Below are 22,811 nucleotides of genomic sequence, written 5' to 3' on the forward strand. Positions count from 1 at the left end.
GATGGGAAACTGGGCGCGTGGACGATGACAAGCGGCCCAGCGGCGGGAAGACCCTGGGCCTGATCCTGCTCGCGATGCTCGCCATCCTGGCCGTGATCGTCGGCCTGTCCGTGTGGGCCACGAGGTGACCTGTTGCGCACCTTGATCGTGCTGCGGCACGCGAAAGCCGCGCAGGTCGCCGGGCTGGCCGACCGGGAGCGACCGCTGACCGACCGGGGCGAGCGGGACGCCCGGCGGGCGGGCGACGAGCTCAGGGCGGCCGGTCTCGGCCCCGACGTGGTGCTCTGCTCGCCGGCGCTCAGGACCCGCCGCACCGCCGAGCTGGCCTTCCCCGGCACGGACATCAGCTACGAGCGCGACATCTACGAGGCGTACCCGGACGAGCTGCTGGAGCTCGTCCGGAGGTGCGACCCGGCCGCGCGGACGGTCGTGTTGTGCGGGCACAACCCGGGCGTGCACGAGCTGGCCATGGGACTGGCGGGCGGCGACTACGTCTTCCGGCCGGGGGCGTTCGCGGTGATCCGGGTGGAGACGCCCTGGGAGGAGCTCACGCCGGGCGAGGGCCGCCTGATGACCCACTGGGACCCCAAGGAGCAGTGAGTCAGCGCGGGGTGAGGACGCCGTCCTCCGCGTCGGCGGCCTCGACCTCGTCGCGGGAGATGCCGAGCAGGTAGAGGATCGAGTCGAGGTAGGGCGTGTTGACCGCCGTGTCGGCCGCCTGCCGCACCACCGGCTTGGCGTTGAACGCGATGCCCAGCCCCGCGGCGGCGATCATGTCGAGGTCGTTGGCCCCGTCGCCGATGGCGACCGTCTGTGAGATCGGCAGCCCGGCCTGGCGCGCGAACCTCTCCAGCGCCCGCGCCTTTCCCGGCCGGTCGACGATCTCGCCCACGACCCGCCCGGTCAGCCGGCCGTCGACGACCTCCAGCACGTTCGCCGCGGAGTAGTCGATGCCGAGCTCCTCGACCAGCCCGTCGGTGATCTGCGTGAACCCGCCGCTGACGATGGCGAAACGGTAGTCGAGCCGCTTGAGCGTGCGCACGAGCGTACGGGCGCCGGGGGTGAGCACGACCTCTTTGCGCACCCGCTCGAAGATCTCGGCCGGCAGGCCCTCCAGCAGGGCCACCCGGCGCTTGAGCGACTCGGCGAAGTCGAGCTCGCCGCGCATGGCCTCCTCGGTGACCCGGGCGACCTCCTCCAGGCAGCCCGCGTGGGCGGCCAGCAGCTCGATGACCTCGCCCTGGATGAGGGTCGAGTCGACGTCCATGACGATGAGCCGTTTGGCCCGCCGCGACAGGCCGGTGCGCTGGACGGCGACGTCGACCTCCTGCGCGGCGGCCTCCGCGGCGAGCTCGACGCGGAGCGCGGCCGGGTCGGCGCCGGAGACCGACAGCTCGATGCAGGTGACCGGCCACTGGGCGAGGCGTTCGATGCGGTCGATGTTGGCGCCGGCGGCGGCGATGCGGCCGGCGATGCCCGCGATGGCGGCCGGCTGCAGGGTCGTGCCGAGCACGCTGACCGACAGGCGGCCGCGGCGGCGCTGCTCCCTGGCCTGCGAACCGGTGGACAGCTCGATCTCCATGCCGAGGTCTTCGGCCAGTCGCTCGACGGAGGTCCACATGGCGCCGAGGGTGCTGCCGGTGCCCGTGGGGGCGCCGCCCGCGTACGCGACGAGGACGCCGAGCGTGAGCCGGCCGCGGATGACGACCTGTTCGATGTCGGCGACCGTCACCGGGAACTTCGACAGCACCGAGAAAAGTCGCGACGTGACGCCCGGGCGGTCGGGGCCGGTCAGGGTGATCAGGAGGGTGCGCTGGTCCACATCCAGCCACGGTACTGCGCCCGGCGCGATGCTCGTGCGGCAGGTTGCGCATTCGTGCGCCGGTGCGCGGGCGGCCACGACTCTGGAGGGAAAAATTTCGGCAAAGGAGATTACTTCAGGATCAGGTGGGTGTCGCCGAACTCGTGCCACAGATACTCCATGCTCAGCGCCTCCTCGTAGGCGCGGGCCAGGGTCGCCTCGCCGGCGATGGCGGTGAGCATGAGCAGGTGGCTGGAGCGCGGCTCGTGCAGGCCCGTGATCAGGCCGGTGACGGCGCGCACGCCGGTCTCCGGGGTGACGACGTGGCGGGTCCATCCGGCGGCGGGGGAGACGTGTCCGGGCGCGTCCGCGGCCGTCTCCAGGGCGCGGACGACGGTCGTGCCCGCCGCCACCACCCGGTTGCCGCTCTCCAGGGCCAGGTTCACCAGCCGTGCGGTGGCGGCCGGCACCTCGTACCGCTCGGCGTAGGGCGGCTCGTCCTTCTCGGGCGAGGCCACGCCCGTGTGCAGGGTGATCGGCGCGATGCCCACCCCGCGCGCCACCAGCGCCGTGACCAGCCGGGCGGTGAACGGCCGGGCCGCGCTCGGCATCTCCGCGCTGCCCGGCACGGTCGCGAACACGGTCTGGTACGCCTCGATCGGCCAGTCCCGCTCCACGTACGAGTAGCGGATCGGCACCCCGTGCACCCGCAGGTACGCCTGCACGTCCCGGTTGAGCGAGGCCCGCCACAACCGGGGCGTCTCGCGTTCGATGAGCCGCAGCGTGGCCCGGCCCGGCATCGGCAACCACTCGCCCGGCTCGCCCCCGGCGTACGGCTCGGTGCCCTTCGGGGTGCGGCGGCGCAGCTCGACCAGCCACGTGCCGTCCGGCCGGGAGGTGGAGAAGTGCACGGCCAGCCGGTCCAGCCGGACGGCCGCGGGCAGGGTCGCCGAGTTGTTCACCACGATCAGGTCGCCCGCGTCCAGCAGATCGGGCAGGTCGCTGAAGAGGTGGTGGGACGGCGCCAGGTCGCCGCGCGAGACCAGCAGGCGCACCGCGTCCCTGGCCAGGCCCCTGGCCTCGGCGGGTTCGCGGGCCGACAGGCCGGGCGGCAGCGTGAAGTCCAGCGCGGCGGTCATTGCAGGCTCACCCTGCCGCTGGCGGGGCGGGCGGCGATCAGGTCGGACAGCGCCGCGGCCACCTTGGCGGGGTCGGCGGCGGAGGCGGCCTCCTCGGCGCCCACGGCGTCGGCGAGCATCCGGGTGTTCATCTCGCCCGGATCGACCCACCACACGCGCACGCCGGGCTCCTCGGCGGCCAGCACGTTCGACAACTGCTCCAGCGCGGCCTTGGTGGCGCCGTAGCCGCCCCAGCCCTCGTACGCGCCGGTGGCGGCGTCGGAGGTGACGTTCACGATCGCGCCGCCGCGGGCGCGCAGGGCGGGCAGCGTGGCCTGGACGAGCGCGAGGGGCGCGGTCACGTTCGTCTCCAGCAGTGCCCTGAACGCCGCCAACGGGTAGTCCGCGAGCGGCGGCAGCGGCGTCACGCCCAGGTCGGAGGCGTTGTTGACCAGCAGGTCCAGGGACGGCACGGCCGTGGCCAGCCGCCGGACGTGCTCCGGGTCCGTCACGTCGCCCGGGACGGCGGTGGCGCCCAGCTCGGCGGCGGCCCGTTCCAGGTCGCCGGCCCCGCGGGCGGTGAGCACGAGGTTCCAGCCTGCGCCGGCGAGCGACCTCGCCAGGGCGAGGCCGAGTCCGCGGGAGGCGCCGGTGATGAGTGCGGTCTTCGTCATGGCTCCGACGCTAGGCACGCGGCGGCCGGCGGACATCGGGCCGTGGACCGGCTCGGGGCTCGGCAGATGGTCCTAGGACCCTAGAGTTGGTCGCGTGACCTCCGACCGGGACGAGATCCTGCAGGCGGTGAGCTCGGCGGTGCTCGCCGTCACCCGCCACCTGTCCGTCCGCGAGGTGCTGCAGGTCATCGTACGCTCGGCACAGCGGTTGCTCGACGCCCGCTACGCCGCCCTCGGCGTGCCCGACGACGAGGGGTCGTTCGGCGAGTTCGTCGCCGAGGGCCTCACCGACAAGCAGTGGGACGCCATCGGGCCGCTGCCCCGCCAGCACGGCATGCTCGGCGCGATGTTGCGCGACGGCGACCCGGTCAGGCTGCCCGACCTGCGCAAGGACCCGCGGTTCGAGTGGTGGCCGAAGGCCCACCCGGTGATGAAGGACTTCCTCGGTGTGCCGATCCGCGACGGCGACGAGGTGCTCGGCATCATCTTCCTGGCCAACAAGCGCACGCCCGGCGGGTTCACCCAGGACGACCAGGAGCTGCTGACGCTCTTCGCCGCGCACGCCGCGATCGCGCTGACCAACGCCAGGCTCTACGAGCGCGGGCGCGAGCTCGCCATGCTGGAGGAGCGCAACCGGGTGGCCCAGGAGCTGCACGACGCGGTCACCCAGAAGCTGTTCTCGCTGCGGCTGAGCGCCGAGGCCGCCGGCACGCTGCTCGGCAAGGCCCCCGACAAGGCCGCCGCCGAGCTGGAGCGCGTTCAGCGGCTGGCCGGGGAGGCCCTGTCGGAGCTGCGGGCGGTCATCGTCGAGCTGCGCCCGGCCGAGCTCGACCGCCACGGGCTCAACGAGACGCTGCGCAAGCACGTCCGCCTGCTCGACCGGCTGCATCCGTCGCTGGTCACGTTCGAGTGCGGTGAGCTGCCGCCGCTCGACTCCGAGGTGGAGGTGGCGCTGCTGCGGGTGGCCCAGGAGGCGCTGCACAACGCGCTGCGCCACTCGGGGGCCGGCGCCGTGTCGGTGTCCCTGGCGTACGAGGGCGGCAGGCTGGTGCTGACGGTGCGCGACGACGGGAGCGGGTTCGAGCAGGCGGGGTCGCGCGGCCTCGGCCTGGTGTCGATGCGCGACCGCGCCGAGTCGATCGGCGGCGTGATGACGGTCGAGTCGGTCCTCGGCCGGGGGACCACCGTACGCGTGGAGGTGAGCGTGTGATCCGGGTGCTGATCGCCGACGACCATCCGGTGGTGCGGCAGGGGTTGCGGACGTTCCTCGACCTGCAGGACGACATCACCGTGGTCGGGGAGGCCGCCGACGGCGAGCAGGCCGTCGCGCTGGTCGCCGACCTGGCGCCCGACGTGCTGCTGCTCGACCTGAAGATGCCGGTGCTCGACGGGCTCGGGGCGCTGCGGCGGCTGACGGGGGCGCGGACCAGGGTGGTCGTGCTGACCTCGGTGAGCGACCGGTCCGACGTGGGGCCCGCCATGCGGGCGGGCGCGGCGGGCTTCCTCTACAAGGACGTCGACCCTGGTGCGCTCGTGCAGGCCGTGCGGGCCGTCCACGGCGGGCAGGTGCTGCTCGCGCCCGAGGCGGCGGAGGCGATGCTGACCGTCTCCGACGGCGCCGCCGCGCCGGGGCCGGTGCCGCTGACCGAGCGCGAGCGGGAGGTGCTCGCCCTCATCGCGGCCGGCTGCTCCAACAGGGAGATCGCGCGCAGCCTCGCCGTGGCCGAGAAGACGGTCAAGACCCACGTCTCCAACGTGCTGATGAAGCTCGGCGTCCAGGACCGCACGCAGGCCGCGCTCTACGCCGTGCGGCACGGCCTGGCCTGACGGCTACATGTTCCTGACCGGCTCGAAGATCGCGTGGTGGGCGGCCACGAGCGCGCGGCGTACGGCGCGGTCGAGCTCGCGCAGGGCCGCTCCGCGTACGGCGGCCTGACCCGAGGTGAGGCCGCGCTCGTCGGCCAGGCTCAGCGCGGAGGCCAGCCGCGTGGCCAGGGTGGAGACGCGGTGGGCGCGGGCGGGGTAGCCGGGCGCCAGCTCACCGCCTCGGGCGAGCCGCTCGGGGCGGCCGGGCATGGGGCCTTCGACCGAGGCCAGGGCCTCGGTGGCCGAGCGCATCGCGTCCGACAGGTCCCGCTCGGCCTCCGCCAGCGACGGCAGATCATGGCGTACGGGTCCGGAGTCGTGCACCTCCAGGCGTACGCCGACATAGGACGATCCGCGCCGGTCGAGCGTCGGCACCAGGCCGAGGTTGCGGTCGTCGAGCACGGCGATCGCGGCCTGCCCGGCGTCGACGGCGGCCGCGTTGAACGGCGGGGGGCCCGACAGCCCGAGCGGGTCGCCCGGCGCGGGCAGGGCGAGCCGCATTTCCCGCAGCCCGCCCACGCGCAGGTTCGCCAGGTACTGGCGCAGGGGGACGTCGCCCGCGACGACGGGGCCGCCGGCGGCTTCCACGTGGTCGGCCGCCTCGTCGAGGCCCGCGTGACCCGCGAGCCACGCGTTGCCCCAGGCGACCAGGGATGAGCAGACAGTCGATTCAGGGCGCACCGGTCCACGATAAGCGCTCGCCCTGCAATAGGTTTGTCCCGAGGGTGACTCCAAAGGAGGGGATCGGGGATGGGTGGTCAGGTGCTGCGGCTCCAGGACGTCGCCGTCAGGCGGGACGGAGCGGCCCTGCTGCGCGGCATCGACTGGGAGGTCAACGAGGACGAGCGCTGGGTCGTCATCGGCGCCAACGGCGCGGGCAAGACCACGTTGCTGCAGGTCGCCTCCACGTTGCTCTATCCGACCGAGGGCGTGGTCGAGGTGCTCGGCGAGCGGCTGGGCCAGGCCGACGTCTTCGAGCTGCGGCCGCGGATCGGGCTGGCGAGCGCGGCGCTGGCCGAGCGCATCCCGCCGGAGGAGAAGGTCATCGACCTCGTGCTGACCGCCTCGTACGGCGTCATGGGCCGCTGGACGGAGGAGTACGACTCCAACGACGTCACCAGGGCCGTCGAGCTGATCGACATGATGGGTGCGGCCCACCTCATCAGGCGCCGGTTCGGCACGCTGTCGGAGGGCGAGCGCAAGCGGGTGCAGATCGCCCGCGCCCTCATGCCCGACCCCGAGATCCTGCTGCTCGACGAGCCGGCGGCCGGGCTCGACCTGGGCGGCCGGGAAGACCTCGTGCGCCGTCTGACGCTGCTGGCCGGCGACTACCGCTCGCCGACGCTGGTGCTCGTGACGCACCACGTGGAGGAGGTGCCGAGCGGGTTCACCCACGGGCTGCTGCTGCGGCACGGCTCGGTGGTGGCCCAGGGGCCGCTCGAGTCGGTGATGACGGCCGACAACCTGTCGCAGACGTTCGGCGTGCCGCTCACGCTCGACCGCGGCGGCGAGGGCCGCTGGTACGCACGCGCGCTGTAGATCCCCTGCTTATGCGTCCGGCCGAACCACCTCGGCGCCAAGGCCGAACCAAATAGGATCTACGGAGTCGGTTCCCTCGGCTTCGGAGCGTGGCCATGTCCGTGGAGCAGCTCATCGTCGCCCTCGTCCTGGTCGCGGCGGTCGGCTTCGGCGTGGCCCGTACGGTCCGCGTCATCCCGCAGGCCACGGCCGCCGTCATCGAGCGGCTCGGCCGCTACCACCGCACGCTGACGCCCGGGCTCAACCTCGTGGTGCCGTTCATCGACCGGGTCAAGGAGATGATCGACCTGCGCGAGCAGGTGGTGTCGTTCCCGCCGCAGCCGGTCATCACCTCCGACAACCTCGTGGTCTCCATCGACACGGTCGTCTACTTCCAGGTCACCAACCCCAAGGCGGCCACGTACGAGATCGCGAACTTCCTCGTCGGCGTCGAGCAGCTCACCATCACGACGCTGCGCAACGTCGTCGGCGGCATGGACCTCGAACACACGCTGACCTCGCGCGAGGACATCAACACCGCGCTGCGCGGTGTGCTCGACGAGGCGACCGGCAAGTGGGGCATCCGGGTCAACCGGGTCGAGCTCAAGGCCATCGACCCGCCCGCCTCCATCCAGGACTCGATGGAGAAGCAGATGCGCGCCGACCGCGACAAGCGCGCGGCGGTGCTGGCCGCGGAGGGGCAGCGGCAGGCGGCGATCCTGGCGGCCGAGGGCGAGAAGCAGGCGTCGGTGCTGCGGGCGCGCGGCGAGGCGGAGGCGGCGGTGCTGCGCGCCCAGGCGGAGGCCGAGGCGCAGGCCATGCGGGCCAAGGGGCAGGCCGACGCGATCCACATGGTGTTCAAGGCCATCCACGAGGGCAAGCCCGACCAGCAGTTGCTGGCCTACCAATACCTGCAGACCCTGCCGGAGATCGCCAAGGGCGACGCCAACAAGGTCTGGATCGTCCCGTCGGAGATGGGCAAGGTGCTGGAAAACCTCTTCACGCCGCCCAAGGACGCGTCCTGACGGGCTTCTCGTACTGGTGTACGGATAGTCCGTTTTGGGTATAAAGCTGGGCATGAAGGGTGACCGGGTGGAGATCGTCATCGACGCCGGCAACGGCACTCCCCGTACGTACGAGATCACGGCCACCCGCGCGGGCCGGCGGGTCGAGGTGGCCAACCGGCGGGGGCTCGTGGAGGTGAGCGAGGTCACCCGCAGCGGCACGCCGGTGCGTACGGCCAGGTTCATGTCCAGCCGCATCCTCGCGCTCGTGGAGCACCCCGCCGACGAGGTCAGCTGAAGTCGGCGGCGTGGTCCTCGGCCCACTGCCGGAACGCCAGCGCGGGCCGCCCCAGCAGCCGCCGCACGGTGTCGGTCGCCCGCTCGGGGCCGGTCACGAAGCTCTCCCAGGTCCGCAGCGCGCTGTCCACGAACGCCGGCTCGCCCCAGGCCGCCAGGAGCCGCTCGCGGGCCTCCTCCGGCGGCTGCTCCTCCCAGCGCACGTCGCGCCCGACCACCTCGCCGATCACGCGTACCTGGTCGATCTGGGTCAGCTCGTCGGGGCCGGTGAGCTCGTACGTGGCGCCCTTGTGGCCGGCCGAGGTGAGCACGTGCACGGCCACCGCCGCGATGTCCTTCTCGTGGATCAGCGCCCTCGACGCCTTCCCGTACGGCCACCGGACCACGCCCTGCCTGATCTGGTCGGCCCACATCAGCGTGTTCACCGCGAACCCGCCGGGCCGCAGGAACGTCCAGCTCAGCCCGGAACGCCTGATGAGCTGCTCGATCTCCCCGTAGTGGGAGGAGGAGTCCGCGCCCAGCGCCGACAGGTAGACCACCCGCCGCGCGTGGTCGGCGATCCTCGCCACCACCTCGGCGGCGTCGCCGGCGGTGAAGCCGGGCCAGAGCAGGAACACGCTGTCCACGCCGTCCAGCGCGGGCTCCAGCGTCTCGGGGGCGGTCAGGTCACCGCGTACGGTCTCCACGGGCAGCCCGGCCCGCTCCGGGTCCCGCGCGAGCGCCCGCACCGCCAGCCCCGCCTCGGAGAGCCGGGACACCACATGCCTGCCCACATTGCCGGTCGCGCCGGTCACGAGAATCGTGCTCATGGGCCCGACCGTAGAACCTCAACCGAACTTCAGGTCAACCCCGGACGCACCTGGATCGTGCCGTCGCGCCGGAGCCGGGTCTCGAACATGGGCGCGGGAGCCGTCGCCGGCCCGTGCTTGACCGAGCCGTCGATGAGGCGGAACGTGCTGCCGTGCCAGGGGCACACCACGCAGGGGTCGCCGTTCTCCATCACGAGCCTGCCCTGGTGCAGCGGGCCCGCCAGGTGGGGGCAGCGGTCGGCGAGCACGCTCACGTTCTCGCCGCGGCGCAGCACGAAGAGCTGGATGTAGCCGAGCCGCCGCGCCACCGGCCGCCCCTCGGGCAGGTCGCGCAGCAGGCAGAGGTCGTGCCAGCCGAGCGGCACCAGGTGGGTGACCTGCGGGGCGTGGTTCGCCCCCGCGGCCTGCCGGTAGGCCAGGTGCCCGCCCAGGTACGCGCCCAGCCCGCCCACGGCGAGCCCGGCGTACGACAACGCCCGGCCCGGCCGCTCGCTCCCGCGCACACGGGCGACGAGGGAGGCGGAGAACAGGCCGAGGGCGGTCAGGTTGGACAACATGTGGACGAAGCCGACGCGCTGCTGCTCGCGATGGAGGGAGGACCAGTCGGTCAGCCCGGCCGCCGCCGTCGGCAGCGCGTTGACCAGGCCGGTGGCCAGCAACAATCGCGCGGCGCGGGGGTCGGCCCCGGCCAGGTCGAGGACGGCCGTGGAGAGCCAGCAGCCCAAACTGACCGTGGCGAGCGGCGGGTGCACCGGCTCGCCGAGGGGGACGCCGTGCAGCAGGTCACGCAGCCGGCCCGGACGCAGGCGCTGGCGGACGGCCTTGGCCAGCACCCTGACCGGTTTGTCCATGGCCTTCGACTTCTCCAGCCGATCGGCGAGGGCAACGGGCCCGGCGAAACGCCGCAACTGCCAGCGGTTCGCTCGTACTTGCTCTTTCACGACAGGTCCCCTACCCCAGCCTCGCTGGCATCACTCGGCCAGGTGGCCCCTGGCGACCGAGAGCTCCACGAGCCGCAGGGCGTAGGCGCCCAGCGAGGGCGAGCCCTCCTGGATGAGGCGCACCTTCTCCTTCACCTGGGAGGCCTTCACCTTGAACAGCGGCCACGTGCCGCCCTCGGTGAGATGGTTGGCCAGGATCGGGGCGAACCGGTCGAGCGCCTTGGCGAACCTGGCCTCCGGTGTCTTCCTGGCCTCGAACTCCTCCCACAACTCCCGCATCCACTTCCCCTGGTCGTCGGGCAGCAGCCCGAAGATGCGGTCGGCGGCGGCCCGCTCCGCCTCGGCCTGCGCGGCCACCTCCACGGGGTCGTAGATGAACGTGTCACCGGCGTCGATCTCCACCAGGTCGTGGACGAGCAACATGGCGACCACCCGCTGCAGGTCGGTCTCCGGCGGCGCATGCTCGCCGAAGACCATCGCCAGCATGCCCACGTGCCATGAGTGCTCAGCGGTGTTCTCCCGCCGGGAACCGTCTATCAGGTGGTTGCGGCGGATGATCCGCTTCAACTTGTCGATCTCGACGGCGAAGGCGATCTGGGCGTTCAGGCGGTCCTCTTCTGGCGCGATAGTCACGCGCGACACCCTAATGTGCGCTGATCACCCCGGTTGGTGAAATCGTGACCGGAACTCCGTTGAACACTGCGTTACCACTCGGAACGTCGATCATGGTCTCGTCGGTCAGCGTGTTGGCGCTGACGCCCGCGTGCCGGGCCGCGACGCGCTGCGCGCTGTCGCTGTGCCCCCAGCCGTGCGGCAGGCTCACCACGCCCGGCATGATCGTCTCCGTGGGCTCCAGCGCCACCGTGACCTGGCCTTTCGCCGAGCGCACGACCGCCTCGCCGGTCAGCCCCAGCCGGGCGGCGTCGGCCGGGTTGATCTGCAGCGTGCAGGTGTTGCTCCCGCCGACCAGCGGGGGCACGTTGTGCATCCAGCTGTTGTTGGAGCGCAGGTGGCGCCGTCCGATCAGCACCATCTCCGGCGGCTCCTCCGCCAGCTTGGCGCGCAGCCGCTGCACGTCCTCGACCAGCGGCTCCGGAGCCAGCTCGATCACCCCGGAGGGCGTCCTGAGCACCTCGTCCAGCCGGGGCTCCAGCGGGCCCAGGTCGAGACCGTGGGGGTGGTCGAGGAGCTTGCGCAGCGACAGGTCGCCCTTGCCGGACCACTCGCCGTACGGGCCGAGGCGCAGCATGAGGTCGAGCCGGCGTTCGGCGCCCGTCGTGCCGTCCAGCAGGTCGCGCAGCTCGGCCGGGTCGCGGCCCTCGACGCCGGAGCCGGGCGTGCGGGTGGCCTTGCCCAGCAGGTCGTCGATGACGTACGCGTCGAGGTCGCCGTCCAGGCCGGAGGCGATCTGGGCCAGCCGGGCGAGGATCCCGCCCTCGGACGGCCGCCCGTCCAGCGGCAGCGCGGGCGGCGAGTAACGGGCGTAGTTGCGCACGGCGAAGCCGAGCAGCGCGAAGTCGTAGTGGCCCGACTGCAGCACCCGCGGCGGAGGCAGGATCACGTCGGCGTGCCGGGTGGTCTCGTTCAGGTACGGATCCACACTCACCATGAAGTCGAGCCCCGCGAACGCCCGGTCGAGCCGGTCACCGTGCGGGGCCGACAACACCGGGTTGCCCGCGATCGTGATCAGCGCCCTGACCTGGCCGTCGCCGGGCGTCTCGATCTCGTCGGCGAGCGTGGCCACCGGCAGCTCGCCGTTCACCTCCGGCAGGTCCCGCACCCGGCTGCGCCACCGCCCGATCGCGTACGGGCGGCGCCGGGCGAGGAATTCCGTGGCCGGTTCGGGGAACATCGCGCCGCCCGGCCGGTCCAGGTTGCCGGTGAGGACGTTGAGCACGTCCACCAGCCACTGGGCCAGCGTGCCGAACTCGGCCGTGCAGGTGCCGATCCGCGCGTAGACGGCCGCCGTACGCGCCGCCGCCAGCTCCCTGGCCAACCGTACGACCACCTCGGCCGCCACCCCGGTACGCCGCGCGACGGCCTCCGGCGGGAAGTGCTTGGCCGCCTCGCGCAGCTCGGCCAGCCCGTTGACGTCGTGCGACGGCGTGACCAGGTCCTCGGCGAACAACGTGTGCACCATCCCGAACAGCAGGTACGCGTCCGTCCCCGGCCGGATGAACACGTGCTCGTCGGCCAGCGCCGCCGTCCGCGTACGGCGGGGGTCCACGACGACGAGCCGGCCGCCACGCCGGCGCAGGGCCTTGAGCCGGCCGGGGAAGTCGGGCGCGGTGCACAGGGAGCCGTTCGACTCCAGCGGGTTGGCGCCCAGCATGAGCAGGTGGTCGGTCCTGTCGAGGTCGGGCACGGGGACCGCCATCGGGTGGCCGAACATGAGCCCGCAGGCCACGTGCTTGGGCATCTGGTCGGCGGTCGCGGCGCTGAAGACGTTGCGCGTGCCGAGCGACTTGACCAGCGGGGCGACGTAGAGCGCGCCGGCCATGGTGTGGGCGTTCGGGTTGCCCAGGTAGACGGCGACGGAGCGGCGGTCGGCGACGCGGCCGAGGCCCGCCCGCACCGCGTCGAACGCCTCCTCCCAGCTCGCCTCCCGACCGCCGACGAGCGGCGTGCGCAGCCGGTCGGGGTCCTCGTCGAGCCGGCCGAGGGAGGCCCCCTTCGGACAGATGAACCCCTTGCTGAACGGGTCGTCCTTGTCGCCGCGGACGCTGGTCACGTGCCCGTCTTCGCCGAGGGTGAGCGTCAGGCCGCAGACGGCTTCGCAGAGAGGGCAGGTCCGGTGGACGGTCGACGTCATCGCGACTCCCTGAGTTCGTCAGATGAACTCATCTTGGCGCGTCCCCCGGGCATGGGGAAGCCCCGGAGCCCCCGCGGTCTCCGGGGCTTGCACCCCTGGGAATGGCCCCTATCCCCAGGCTTCACCGTGTCGCCTCAGGCGGCGACACGCGGCAGGAGGACCTCGGTGCGCAGATCAGGCGGCTCCTCGAGGTCGGACCTCAGCCGGATCCAGGAGTGGCGCCCGTACAGGCGTTCCAGGCCGGGGGAGAAGGCGCCGGGCGCCTCGTCGCGGCGGACGATCTCCACGATGAGGAACTGGGCGCGGGTGCGGTGGCGGTAGACGTTGACGCTGCGCGCCCAGCAGGCCGCCGCGATCTCCTCGCGGTACGCCTCGAACTCCTCGGCGGAGATGCCCGCCCTCGTCATGATCAGCGCCTTCTCGCCCGCGCTCGTCGGCGTGATCCACCACACCAGCGGGATCCGTCCCACCCTGGTGTGCATCGTGGTCTCCAGGCAGACCCGCTGGACGCGGTGCCTGGACACCACGCACCAGAAGTGGGCGCTGATCCAGCTCCGGCCCACCCTGGTGGCGGCGGGCGCCGAGATCGCGCTGGTCAGCACGACGAACGGCAGCCACTGCCCTTCTCCGGCGGCGTTCAGCAGGGCCACCGCGACCAGGCCGAGCCCGGCGAGCACCAGCAGCTCCGTCCGGGCTCGCCAGAGCCTGACCAGGAGATCCGCGCGGCCGGCGGCGGGGAGGTCCTCACTGGCGGGATAGATCTGGTTACGCGGGTTCCTCGACATGTCAGGACACCTCCTCGATCACTCGGCTGCGGCTGCGCAGCTGGTCGAAGCGTGGGTCGCGGTAGCGGCGGGATCCGAACCCGGTGCGGGCCACGGTCCAGCCCCTGCGGTGGGCGAACTCGTCGGGCTCCATGCAGATTTCGCGGTCCGCCCACGTGATGAGTTCCCGGATCCGGGACTTGATTCGGCGGATGGCCTTGGTACCTTGTGAGTACATGAGAAGACCCCTTTCGCGGCAATTCAGAGGTGGCTTCTTGGCCGGTCCGCAGGCTGATTGACCGGTCGGCCGCAGGGTGGCAGCCCATAATGCGGTGACCTGGTGATCAGCCTCGGTCCGGCTTTGTGCGTGCTCGATCGAGCAACGATGCGCGGAATTCGTCAGTCGACGGTGAGATCCTTCCGGCAAACGGCCTCCCTGGTGTACATCTTCTTTTCCGGGACGGCGCCGTTGCCGGTGACGCGACCCCCGCAGGGCCGCTTGATCGATGCGGGAAGGCCCGGTGTGTACGGCCGTGTCGTCATCTTCGGCCTCCTCACCACTCGAGAACCCTCCTGGTTCAGATCGTCCCCCGACGTTGCCGATGCTGCAATACTTCGAGCAACGGAAGATTTAATTTTCTTCGCTTCTTGTCCTGCAAGTTGCACCGGAAGTATCGGCTCAGGGAGTGGTCCCCGGCAGCGGCCGGAAAACCTGATCCACATCGGGCGGCCTCGCGGAGGTTGTCTTGCCTACTACGCTCTACCCGTGAAAGCCTTCTGGCAAGGCTGTGTGGGACTCCTCGTGCAACTTGCAGTGTAAGATTGAGCGAACGGCCCCGAAAGCCGGGCCCCAAACAATCCTTCCGGCTACACCTCCATTCCCCGAGAAGGAGTGTCGACGGTGCCATCGCAGCAGGGCAGTCCAACGGTCCGGCGGCTTCGGCTGGGCCAGGAGTTACGCCTCCTTCGTGAGCGCTCCAAGCTCACAGGCGCCAAGGCGGCCCGAGACCTCGGCTGGTCGGCGAGCAAGGTGAGCCGTATCGAAGCGGCCAAGACCATGCCGAGCACCGACGACATCAAGGCCCTGGCAAAGCTCTACCGCGTCGACGGCGACAAACTTGACGAACTCTTCGGCCTGTTGCGAGATGCGGAGCAGCGAGGCTGGTGGGAAGATTACGAAGACTCCCTGCCCAAGGAGTACACAAGATTCCTCGGGCTGGAGGCGGAGGCAACAGTCCAGCGCAACTGGGAACCCCAGATTGTGCCTGGCACCCTGCAGACGGAGGACTACGCCAGGGAGATCATCCTGGCCACCCGCGGCATCGCGCGCATCACGCACAGCGGTGTCCGGAGCCGGGTGGAGGCGCGTCTCGCCCGACAGCAGAGAGTCCTCCACAGGGAAAATCCGTGCGAGCTGACCGTGGTGCTCGACGAGTCGGCGCTGATGCGCCGCTTCGGTGAGCCGACGGTCATGAGGGAGCAGATGGAGCACCTCCTGGAGGTCTCCCTGCTGCCGCACGTACGGATCCACGTCCTGCCGCTGGAGTCACTCCATCCGGTCAACACCGGCGCGTTCATCCATCTGAAGTTCTCGGCGTTCGACGACGTGGTGTATCTCGAGCAGCTCTACTCCGCCGACTTCGTCGAAGACCTCGGGCGGGTGGCAGGCTATGAAGCGGCCTTCGACCACATCCGGTCGGAGGCTTTGGACGAGGACGAGTCGCGGGTCCTGGTCCAGCGTAAAGCCATGATGTGGCGACGATAGCGACAAACAACAAGAAAAGGGGCCAAAGGCGCCCCCTTTTACAATTGGGGAGAAAATGTCTATCCACACCAAGGTGGCGGCCTGGCAGAAGAGCAGCTTCTGCAACGGCGCATCCGCCTGTGTTGAGGTCGCACCCCTGGCCGACGGGAACGTCGCGCTGCGGGACAGCAAGGAGCAGGACGGCCCCGTCCTCGTCTTCACCCCTGCGGAGTGGGCCGCTTTCACCGCCGGGGTCCGCCAGGGTGAGTTCGACCTGAACACGTTGCAGGTCAGCGCCTCATGAGAGAACGGCCCTGGCAAGTTGCTGGCACAACCTTCAGGGCCGTTCGGGCGGAAGCATCCGCCTCCGAAGTCCCCCTGCTCATCGCCACGAGCGCGGAAGACCCGCACATCATGGCACACCCCGCACCAGTTTGATCAAGCTTCGGCACGCCCTCTGGAAAACCGTTGACCGGGCCATCCCCAGCCCGATGCCTCCTGCTGGATTGAGAGCTCAAGGCGAGTGAATGGAGAAGCCCTGCCCGCAGACTGCGGGCAGGGCTTCTTTCTGTTCGGGTGGCCGTCGCGTCGCAGGGCTACCTGGTCAGACGAGGCCGAGGCCCTGGGCTACGCCGTGGCCGAGGTCCTTGTGGATGTTGGTCCAGTACTCCACGACGCGCTTCTTCATGTCGGTGGTGACCTCGGGGGCCGAGGCGTGGCCGACGATGTTGCTCACCAGGTGGGCGCGGTCCGTGTCGGACAGGACGTTCTCCCAGAGGGCGCGCGGCTGGACGTAGTCGTCGTCCTCGGCGTGCTTGGTGTACGCCGAGCGGACGATCTCGCCCGTGACGTGGTAGTTCTCGCCCTCGTACAGGGACGGGTCGGCGGCGGGGCCGCCGACGGAGTTGGGCGCGTACACCGGACCCGCCGGGTTCTGGAAGGTCATCGGCCCGTCGAAGTTGTAGGAGTTGACGGGGGTACGCGGCTTGTTGACCGGCAGCTGCAGGTAGTTGGGCCCGATCCGGTAGCGGTGGGCGTCCGGGTACGAGAACAGCCGGCCCTGCAGCATCTTGTCGGGCGAGGGCCCGATGCCCGGGACCATGTTCGCCGGCTCGAACCCGGCCTGCTCGACCTCGGCGAAGTAGTTCTCCGGGTTGCGGTTGAGCACGAACCGGCCGATCGTGATCTCGGGGTAGTCGCTGTGCGGCCACACCTTGGTCAGGTCGAACGGGTTGAACCGGTAGTCGGCCGCCGCCTCGAACGGCATGATCTGCACGTTCACCGTCCAGGACGGGTGCTCGCCCCGCTGGATCGCGTAGAACAGGTCGCGGGTGTGGTAGTCGGGGTCCGTGGCCTGCAGCGCGGCGGCCTCGGAGGCGGTGAAGTTCTGGATGCCCTGGTCGGTCTTGAAGTGGTACTTCACCCAGTACCTCTCACCGGCGGCGTTGTACCAGAGGAACGTGTGCGAGCCGAAGCCGTGCATGTGCCGCCAGCTGGCCGGCGTGCCGCGGTCGGTCATCAGGAAGGTGACCTGGTGGGCCGACTCGGGCGAGAGCGTCCAGAAGTCCCACTGCATGTTGTTGTCACGCAGGTGGTTGTCCGGACGCCGCTTCTGGCTGTGGATGAAGTCGGAGAACTTCTGCGGGTCGCGGATGAAGAAGATCGGCGTGTTGTTGCCGACGATGTCGTAGTTGCCGTCCTCGGTGTAGAACTTGATCGCGAAGCCGCGCGGGTCGCGCGCGGTGTCGGCGCTGCCGAGCTCACCGGCGACGGTCGAGAAACGCAGGAAGAGCGGGGTCTCCACGCCCTTCTGGAAGAGCTTGGCCTTGGTGTACTGACTGACGTCCTCGGTGATCTGGAGGGTGCCGTAGGCGCCGCCGCCCTTGGCGTGCACCACTCGCTCGGGGACGCGCTCCCTGTTGAAGTGGGCCATCTTCTGGATCACGTAGTGATCCTGCAGGAGCAGCGGGCCGTTCGGGCCGACGGAGAGCGAGTGCTCGTCGCTCGGCGCGGGGATGCCCGCGTCGTCAGTGGTGATGGGCCTGTTCGTCATAGCGCGGTCCTTCCGGAAATCATCTTTGACAGCTCGGGCACACGCCCCAGAACGTGATGTCGGCTTCGTCCACGACGTAACCCGCGTGGTCCACGGGTTCTAGGCAGGGAGCGACGCCCACCGTGCAGTCGACGTCGGTCACGGTGCCGCAGCGCCGGCACACCAGGTGGTGGTGGTTGTCTCCCACGCGCGCCTCGTAGCGGGCCGGACTGCCCATGGGCTCGATCTTGCGGACGAGCCCGGCCCGGTGGAGGGCGTGCAGCGAGTCGTAGACGGCCTGGAGCGACACCTGCCCGACGCGCCGGCGCACACCGCGGTGGACGTCGTCCACGTCGAGGTGGCCGCCGTCGCGCACGGTCCGCATGATCGCGAGCCGAGCCGCGGTGACCCGCAGCCCGGCCTTCCGGAGCAGGTCGTCATCCCCCATGGACGACAACCTACGCCCTTAAGTTGAACTATTCAAGTTTACGAGTGGACCAAGTTAATGGCGCGGCGGCGGGCCAGGAAGACGGCGCTAAGCCCGGCGAGGACCGCGAGGCCCGCCATGGCGAGAGAGGAGACCAGTGAGGCGGAGTCGCTCTGCCCCTGCAAGCTGATGAAGAGCGTTCCCACCGTGGCCACGCCGATGACCTGGCCGAGCTGCATGACGGTGAGCAGCGCGCCGCTGGCGTCGGCCGCGTACGCGCCGTCGACCTGCTCGGTCGCCATGTTCGTCACCGCGACCTGCACGCCCAGCCCGGCGCCGATGAGGGCGCTCATGATCGCGTACGACAGGCCGCCCCCGGCGGCGAGGCCGAGCCCGACGTAGGCGGGCGCGGCGACGACGTAGCCGAAGGGCACGAGCGGGCGCTGCAGCCGGACGGGCAGGCGCGGCCAGGCGAGCCCGACCAGGCCGAAGGCCAGCGCGCAGGGCACCATCATCATCCCGGAGGCGAGCGGCGTCATGTGCAGGTCGCCCTGCAGGTGCAGGGCCGAGACGAACAGGAACGCACCCCAGGTGGCCGGGCCGAACAGCAGGATCGCCAGCCCGGGCCGCATGCCGGGCGCGCGCAGCACCCGGGCGTCCACCAGGGGACGGCCGCCCCGGGACACGACCCAGCGTTCGATCGCGACGAACGCGCCGAACATCACGATGCTCAGCCCCATCGAGGCCCAGTCCCACACCGGCCAGCCGAGGTCGCGCCCGAGCACGAGGGGCACCACCAGGAGCAGCACGGCCGCCGACAGGGTCACCAGCCCGGCCGGGTCGAGCCCCGCCTTGCCGCCGCCGCCGTCGGCCGGCAGCACGCGCATCCCGGCCACCAGCAGCAGCACCGCGACGGGCACCAGCACCAGGAACAGGATCCGCCAGCCCAGGCCGAGGCCCAGCAGGATGCCGCCGAGCGCCTGGCCGACCACGATGCCGCCGCTGATCACCAGCGACCACAGGCCGATCGCCCGGCCGCGCGCCTGGCCGTGGTAGTTGCGCTGGATCAAGGTCATGACCTGCGGCATCATCATCGCGGCCCCGGCGCCCTGGAGCAGCCGGAAGGCCACGAGCCAGCCCGTCCCCGGTGCGAGGCCCGCCGCGAGTGTGGTGACCGTGAAAACCGCCAAACCGCCGAGGAACGCCCTGCGATAGCCGAACAGGTCGCCGACCCTGGCTCCCGTGATCAACAGGACGGCGTAGACAATGGTGTATCCGGCCACGACCATCTGCAGCCCCGCGCCCGAGGAGTGCAGGTCGGACTCGATGGTGGGGGTGGCCACGTTCACGATGTTGACGTTCAGGATGGCCAGGAACTGCCCGACGAGGATGATCGCCAGGAGCAGGCCGCCGGCCTTCGATTCCTGTGGGTTGGTAGTCACAGGAGAGGGAACTGCGGCAGTTTGCGACATGGTGACTAGTTTGCGGCAGGTCTGATACCAGTAACGAGAGCCTCTTTATACTGGTACTAGGGGTAACTGGATAAACCGTGCCGTATGCCCCCATAGTGGATGGGTGAACGTGGCAGAGGCGAGACGTACGGACCTGTCGGCGTTCCTGCGCAGCCGGCGAGAGCGCATCACCCCCGAGATGGTCGATCTCGCCCCCGGCCCCCGCAGGCGCACGCCGGGCCTGCGCCGCGAGGAGGTCGCCCAGCTCGCGGGCGTCGGGGTGACCTGGTACACGTGGCTGGAGCAGGGGCGGCCGATCAACGCCAGCAGCCAGGTGCTCGACGCGATCGCGCGCACGCTCCGGCTCGACAACGCCGAACGCCGACACCTCTACCGTCTGGCGGGCCAGACCGAGGAGCCGATCCCGGTCGACTGCGGCCAGGTGACGCCCGAGATGCGGGAGATCCTCGACCGGCTCGGCGACATGCCGGCCTGCGTGGCCAACAGCCGCTGCGACGCGCTGGCCTGGAACGCCGCGTACGCGGGGCTGTTCCCCGAGCTGACCGGCGCGCCGGAAGGCGAGCGCAACTCGTTGTGGCAGAGCTGCCTCAACCCCTCGCCCACGACCCTGCTGCTCGATCGTGACAACGAGCTCGCGCGCTCGGTGGCGGTCTTCAGGGGCGCCTACAGCAGGCACGCCGACGACCCCAGCTGGCAGGACTTCGTCCGGCGGCTCGGCGAGGAGAGCGCCGAGTTCGCGCGGCTGTGGGCCCGGCAGGACGTCGCCGAGCCGGGGCCCAGGGTGAAGGCGTTCCGTCACGTGGAGTACGGGACGTTGCGCTTCAGCACGACGAGCCTGTCGGCGGTGCCCGAGCTCCGACTGATCGTCTACACCCCTCTGGACGACGAGACCCGTAGGGCTGTGTCCGCATTGATGGGGGAACCTGCACGTTAGTCCGCCCTGCATGGCATGCTCGGATGCCAATATGTCAGGATTCGAGCGGAAGTGGCGGCAGATGAGAATCCCCCGTGCCCTCCCGTTGTTCGCCGTGGTCGCCTCCTTGGCCGCGTGCTCCCCGGCGCCGGAGCGGGAGCCGCAGCTGGCCCCCGTCGACCAGCAGGTGGCGGCCGAACCGACCGAGGAGCCGACGCCGGAGCGGCGGCCGTTCACCATCGCCTTCGGCGGGGACGTGCACTTCGAGGGGATGTTGCGCGGCCGTCTCGCCAACCCGCGCACGGCGCTCGGGCCGATCGCGGGCGTGCTGCGCAAGGCCGACTTAGCGATGGTCAACCTGGAGACGGCCATCACCACGGGCGGCACTCCCGCACCGGGCAAGCAGTACACCTTCCGCGCCCCGTCCAGCGCGTTCACCGCGCTGAAGGCGGCCGGGGTGGACGTCGCGTCGATGGCCAACAACCACGGCATGGACTACATGCAGACCGGCCTCGCCGACTCGCTGGCCGCCGCCAAGAGCAGCAAGTTCCCCGTCGTGGGCATCGGGAAGGACGCGGCGCAGGCGTACCGGCCCTTTCGCAAGACCGTGAACGGCAACCGGGTGGCGATCATCGGGGCCACGCAGGTGATGGACGCCGAGTTCATCCAGTCGTGGACGGCCACCGCCGACCAGGGCGGCCTGGCCTCGGCCAAGAACGAGGCCGCGCTGCTCCGGGCCGTCAAGAAGGCGCGCAAGGACTCCGACACCGTGATCGTCCACCTGCACTGGGGCACCGAGCTGCAGAAGTGTCCCAACGAGGCACAGCTCTCGCTCGCCCCCAAGCTGGTCAAGGCGGGGGCCGACGTGGTCGTCGGCGGGCACGCGCACATCCTGCTCGGCTCCGGCTACCTGGACGACGCGTACGTCAACTACGGCATGGGCAACTTCGTCTTCTACAACTCCAACCCCGCCACCACCGGCAGGACCGGGGTCCTGACCCTGACCATCAACGGCCGCAAGATCCTCAAGGACGCCTGGACGCCGGCCACCATCCAGGGAGGCATTCCCGTACCGATGAAGGGGACCGCCCGGACGCAGGCCGTGGCCGACTGGAAGCAGCTGCGTTCCTGTACGGGGCTGTCCGCGAAACCCTGACAGGAGTTGCCGCGGTGTCGAACAGTGGAGGAATTCGCGCGGAATTTCGTCGATATATATGGCGTGCCGGACATTGTTGTGACGAATGCCGGGACGTTCTCCGCCCCCCAGGCGCCGCCACGGTCGGACGGGGGCGGCCGGTCAGGGAGTCGGGGGCGGCCTCTGTAGAACGTGACCGAAATTGGGCTGTTGTATCGGCCGGCCTGGAGGGGAAAATCGGTTATGCCCTGTCCGGGATTTCACCGCCTGCCATGAGCAGACGGGCCAGGTCGGGGCGTCCCCCGAGAAATCCGCAAATTGGCAGGTATTGATCGCCCAAACGGGAGAAGATAAGTTCGTGTCTTCGCCGCAACCGGATGACGAGTGCGCCACCCCCAAAGCCCTCAGACGCAGACCCGCGCAGCGCCGCAGCGCCCGGCGTGTCGAGCGCATGCTCGACGCCTGCGCCGAACTGCTCGACGAGGCAGGCTACGAGGCCCTGTCGACCACACGCATCGCCGAGCGGGCGGGTGTGGCGATCGGGTCGGTCTACCAGTTCTTTCCCGACAAACGCGCCATCACCCAGGAGCTCACCCGGCGCAACGTCGAGGAGTTCGTCCGCAGAGTCGACCGCCGCTTCCTCGAGGAGGACTACCGCGGCTGGTGGGAGGCGGTCGACGCGATCATCGACATCTACGTCGACATGCACCGCACGGTCTCGGGATTCAAGAGCCTGCACTTCGGCGACGTCGTCGACCTCAACCTGCTCGACTCCGACTCCGACAACAACACCGTGATAGCCGGACGGCTGCGCGGGCTGTTCCTCAAGGAGTTCGGGCTGGCCGACAGCGCGGCGCTCGACCTGGCCGTGTTGGTGGCGGTCGAGGCCGGCGACGCCGTACTGAAACTGGCCTTCCGCCGTGACCCCGACGGCGACCCCGAGATCATCGACGCGGCCAAACACCTGATCAGGGGCTTCCTGTCACGTCAGCTCAAGTCGTGGTCGCCGCACTAGGCGGTCAGTTGCGGCCGGCCTGCTCGACCTCTTCGAGCCAGGCCGGCATGTCGCGGGCCCAGCGTTTCCTGCTCTCGTCGTCGCCGAGCGCGGCCGCCGGCAGCTCCTGCAACCGCGGAGCGTCGGGCGTGCGCCCGCAGGGCGCGAACGAGACCGGACGCGCACCTCTGGCCTCGCGCACGTCGAGACGGGCCTCAATGGCGCGCAGGTTGCGTTCGGCGGATTCGATGGCCTCGAAACGGGCCGACAGATAGCCGGCCACTCCGGGAACGACGGCCGACAGGACGACAGCACAGGCCAGCGTGAAGGTCAGCTGCTTGGACATGCCCATACAGTCCCTCCGCTCGCGTGGCGGCAAAGTGCTTGTTGTATGCCCTCCGACCTGCATGGACACGCCTATCCGCCGGGCGATTGGGCGAGACGTTACCGAATATGTGCGGGACCGGCGATGCGGATTGACCGGGCAAAG

25 protein-coding genes are annotated in these 22,811 nt (G+C 70.5%); 11 read left to right on the forward strand and 14 right to left on the reverse strand.

Annotation, left to right across the window (positions count from 1 at the left end; genetic code table 11):
- The first annotated feature begins 132 nt into the window (after positions 1 to 132).
- Entirely contained in the window at positions 133 to 600 is a 468-nt protein-coding gene (locus C1J01_RS02170; RefSeq protein WP_235854197.1) for a SixA phosphatase family protein, read from the forward strand.
- Position 601: 1 nt separating this feature from the next.
- Here the strand turns inward: C1J01_RS02170 and serB are convergent, their stop codons facing one another.
- The 3 genes from serB to C1J01_RS02185 all read right to left on the reverse strand — a co-directional run bounded on the left by serB (position 602) and on the right by C1J01_RS02185 (position 3,593).
- Positions 602 to 1,822 (reverse strand): phosphoserine phosphatase SerB, encoded by a 1,221-nt coding sequence (serB, locus tag C1J01_RS02175; RefSeq protein WP_111175385.1) that lies wholly within the window; start codon positions 1,820 to 1,822, stop codon positions 602 to 604.
- Positions 1,823 to 1,932: 110 nt separating this feature from the next.
- Positions 1,933 to 2,940, reverse strand: a complete 1,008-nt coding sequence (locus C1J01_RS02180; protein ID WP_111175387.1) for an S-adenosylmethionine:tRNA ribosyltransferase-isomerase — start codon at positions 2,938 to 2,940, stop codon at positions 1,933 to 1,935.
- Positions 2,937 to 3,593 (reverse strand): SDR family oxidoreductase, encoded by a 657-nt coding sequence (locus C1J01_RS02185; RefSeq protein WP_111175389.1) that lies wholly within the window; start codon positions 3,591 to 3,593, stop codon positions 2,937 to 2,939. The genes C1J01_RS02180 and C1J01_RS02185 overlap by 4 nt, the downstream gene beginning before the upstream one ends.
- Positions 3,594 to 3,687: 94 nt before the next feature.
- Here C1J01_RS02185 and C1J01_RS02190 point away from each other — a divergent pair, with 94 nt between their 5' ends.
- The gene (locus tag C1J01_RS02190; protein WP_220039706.1) at positions 3,688 to 4,803 is read left to right on the forward strand and encodes a GAF domain-containing sensor histidine kinase; all 1,116 of its coding nucleotides are present in this window, start codon (positions 3,688 to 3,690) and stop codon (positions 4,801 to 4,803) included.
- Entirely contained in the window at positions 4,800 to 5,420 is a 621-nt protein-coding gene (locus tag C1J01_RS02195; RefSeq protein WP_111175391.1) for a response regulator, read from the forward strand. Before C1J01_RS02190 ends, C1J01_RS02195 begins: the two co-directional genes overlap by 4 nt.
- A gap of 3 nt (positions 5,421 to 5,423) precedes the next feature.
- On the opposite strand, the gene C1J01_RS02200 is transcribed toward C1J01_RS02195, so the two are convergent.
- Complete coding sequence (locus C1J01_RS02200) at positions 5,424 to 6,140, reverse strand: Rv1486c family protein (protein ID WP_181448532.1); 717 nt, start codon at positions 6,138 to 6,140, stop codon at positions 5,424 to 5,426.
- Between the two features lie 69 nt (positions 6,141 to 6,209).
- Here C1J01_RS02200 and C1J01_RS02205 point away from each other — a divergent pair, with 69 nt between their 5' ends.
- From C1J01_RS02205 to C1J01_RS02215, 3 genes are all read left to right on the forward strand, one after another.
- The gene (locus C1J01_RS02205; RefSeq protein ID WP_111175393.1) at positions 6,210 to 6,998 is read left to right on the forward strand and encodes an ABC transporter ATP-binding protein; all 789 of its coding nucleotides are present in this window, start codon (positions 6,210 to 6,212) and stop codon (positions 6,996 to 6,998) included.
- Positions 6,999 to 7,093: 95 nt separating this feature from the next.
- On the forward strand, positions 7,094 to 8,002 hold the full coding sequence (locus tag C1J01_RS02210) for an SPFH domain-containing protein (protein WP_220039707.1): 909 nt from the start codon (positions 7,094 to 7,096) through the stop codon (positions 8,000 to 8,002).
- A 52-nt stretch (positions 8,003 to 8,054) separates the two neighbouring features.
- A complete protein-coding gene (locus tag C1J01_RS02215) occupies positions 8,055 to 8,279 on the forward strand; it encodes a DUF8836 family protein (RefSeq protein ID WP_111175395.1) in 225 nt (74 codons plus the stop codon).
- On the opposite strand, the gene C1J01_RS02220 is transcribed toward C1J01_RS02215, so the two are convergent.
- From C1J01_RS02220 to C1J01_RS02245, 6 genes are all read right to left on the reverse strand, one after another.
- Entirely contained in the window at positions 8,272 to 9,087 is an 816-nt protein-coding gene (locus tag C1J01_RS02220; protein ID WP_111175397.1) for an NAD(P)H-binding protein, read from the reverse strand. The genes C1J01_RS02215 and C1J01_RS02220 overlap by 8 nt on opposite strands.
- 29 nt (positions 9,088 to 9,116) lie before the next feature.
- On the reverse strand, positions 9,117 to 10,028 hold the full coding sequence (locus C1J01_RS02225) for a Rieske 2Fe-2S domain-containing protein (RefSeq protein ID WP_328589585.1): 912 nt from the start codon (positions 10,026 to 10,028) through the stop codon (positions 9,117 to 9,119).
- Between the two features lie 30 nt (positions 10,029 to 10,058).
- The gene (locus C1J01_RS02230) at positions 10,059 to 10,670 is read right to left on the reverse strand and encodes an HD domain-containing protein (protein WP_111175401.1); all 612 of its coding nucleotides are present in this window, start codon (positions 10,668 to 10,670) and stop codon (positions 10,059 to 10,061) included.
- A gap of 1 nt (position 10,671) precedes the next feature.
- On the reverse strand, positions 10,672 to 12,840 hold the full coding sequence (locus C1J01_RS02235) for a molybdopterin-dependent oxidoreductase (RefSeq protein WP_111175403.1): 2,169 nt from the start codon (positions 12,838 to 12,840) through the stop codon (positions 10,672 to 10,674).
- A gap of 134 nt (positions 12,841 to 12,974) precedes the next feature.
- Complete coding sequence (locus tag C1J01_RS02240) at positions 12,975 to 13,625, reverse strand: hypothetical protein (RefSeq protein ID WP_111175405.1); 651 nt, start codon at positions 13,623 to 13,625, stop codon at positions 12,975 to 12,977.
- A 1-nt stretch (position 13,626) separates the two neighbouring features.
- Positions 13,627 to 13,842 (reverse strand): hypothetical protein, encoded by a 216-nt coding sequence (locus tag C1J01_RS02245; RefSeq protein WP_111175407.1) that lies wholly within the window; start codon positions 13,840 to 13,842, stop codon positions 13,627 to 13,629.
- 663 nt (positions 13,843 to 14,505) lie between these two features.
- On the opposite strand from C1J01_RS02245, the gene C1J01_RS02250 reads away from it, so the two are divergent.
- Together C1J01_RS02250 and C1J01_RS02255 are read left to right on the forward strand one after the other, a co-directional pair.
- Positions 14,506 to 15,369: a helix-turn-helix domain-containing protein gene (locus tag C1J01_RS02250; protein WP_111175409.1), complete on the forward strand. Its 864-nt coding sequence runs from the start codon at positions 14,506 to 14,508 to the stop codon at positions 15,367 to 15,369.
- Positions 15,370 to 15,424: 55 nt separating this feature from the next.
- Entirely contained in the window at positions 15,425 to 15,652 is a 228-nt protein-coding gene (locus tag C1J01_RS02255; RefSeq protein WP_111175411.1) for a DUF397 domain-containing protein, read from the forward strand.
- Between the two features lie 300 nt (positions 15,653 to 15,952).
- On the opposite strand, the gene C1J01_RS02260 is transcribed toward C1J01_RS02255, so the two are convergent.
- The 3 genes from C1J01_RS02260 to C1J01_RS02270 are packed head-to-tail and all read right to left on the reverse strand — an operon-like array spanning position 15,953 to position 19,249.
- Positions 15,953 to 17,401 carry a catalase gene (locus C1J01_RS02260; protein ID WP_111175413.1) on the reverse strand — a complete coding sequence of 483 codons (1,449 nt, stop codon included), beginning with the start codon at positions 17,399 to 17,401 and terminating at the stop codon, positions 15,953 to 15,955.
- A gap of 19 nt (positions 17,402 to 17,420) precedes the next feature.
- Complete coding sequence (locus C1J01_RS02265) at positions 17,421 to 17,828, reverse strand: Fur family transcriptional regulator (protein ID WP_111175415.1); 408 nt, start codon at positions 17,826 to 17,828, stop codon at positions 17,421 to 17,423.
- A gap of 38 nt (positions 17,829 to 17,866) precedes the next feature.
- Complete coding sequence (locus C1J01_RS02270) at positions 17,867 to 19,249, reverse strand: MFS transporter (RefSeq protein WP_235854198.1); 1,383 nt, start codon at positions 19,247 to 19,249, stop codon at positions 17,867 to 17,869.
- A gap of 133 nt (positions 19,250 to 19,382) precedes the next feature.
- Here C1J01_RS02270 and C1J01_RS02275 point away from each other — a divergent pair, with 133 nt between their 5' ends.
- The 3 genes from C1J01_RS02275 (at position 19,383) to C1J01_RS02285 (ending at position 22,342) form a co-directional block, all read left to right on the forward strand.
- A complete protein-coding gene (locus tag C1J01_RS02275; RefSeq protein WP_111175419.1) occupies positions 19,383 to 20,213 on the forward strand; it encodes a helix-turn-helix transcriptional regulator in 831 nt (276 codons plus the stop codon).
- 61 nt (positions 20,214 to 20,274) lie between these two features.
- Positions 20,275 to 21,348 carry a CapA family protein gene (locus C1J01_RS02280; protein WP_111175421.1) on the forward strand — a complete coding sequence of 358 codons (1,074 nt, stop codon included), beginning with the start codon at positions 20,275 to 20,277 and terminating at the stop codon, positions 21,346 to 21,348.
- Between the two features lie 337 nt (positions 21,349 to 21,685).
- Positions 21,686 to 22,342, forward strand: a complete 657-nt coding sequence (locus C1J01_RS02285; RefSeq protein ID WP_235854199.1) for a TetR/AcrR family transcriptional regulator — start codon at positions 21,686 to 21,688, stop codon at positions 22,340 to 22,342.
- A gap of 4 nt (positions 22,343 to 22,346) precedes the next feature.
- Here the strand turns inward: C1J01_RS02285 and C1J01_RS02290 are convergent, their stop codons facing one another.
- Positions 22,347 to 22,667 carry a hypothetical protein gene (locus tag C1J01_RS02290; protein ID WP_146615448.1) on the reverse strand — a complete coding sequence of 107 codons (321 nt, stop codon included), beginning with the start codon at positions 22,665 to 22,667 and terminating at the stop codon, positions 22,347 to 22,349.
- Positions 22,668 to 22,811: the final 144 nt, after the last annotated feature.

The sequence above is a fragment of the Nonomuraea aridisoli genome (assembly GCF_003236395.1).
In the GTDB taxonomy this organism is placed as follows: domain Bacteria; phylum Actinomycetota; class Actinomycetes; order Streptosporangiales; family Streptosporangiaceae; genus Nonomuraea; species Nonomuraea aridisoli.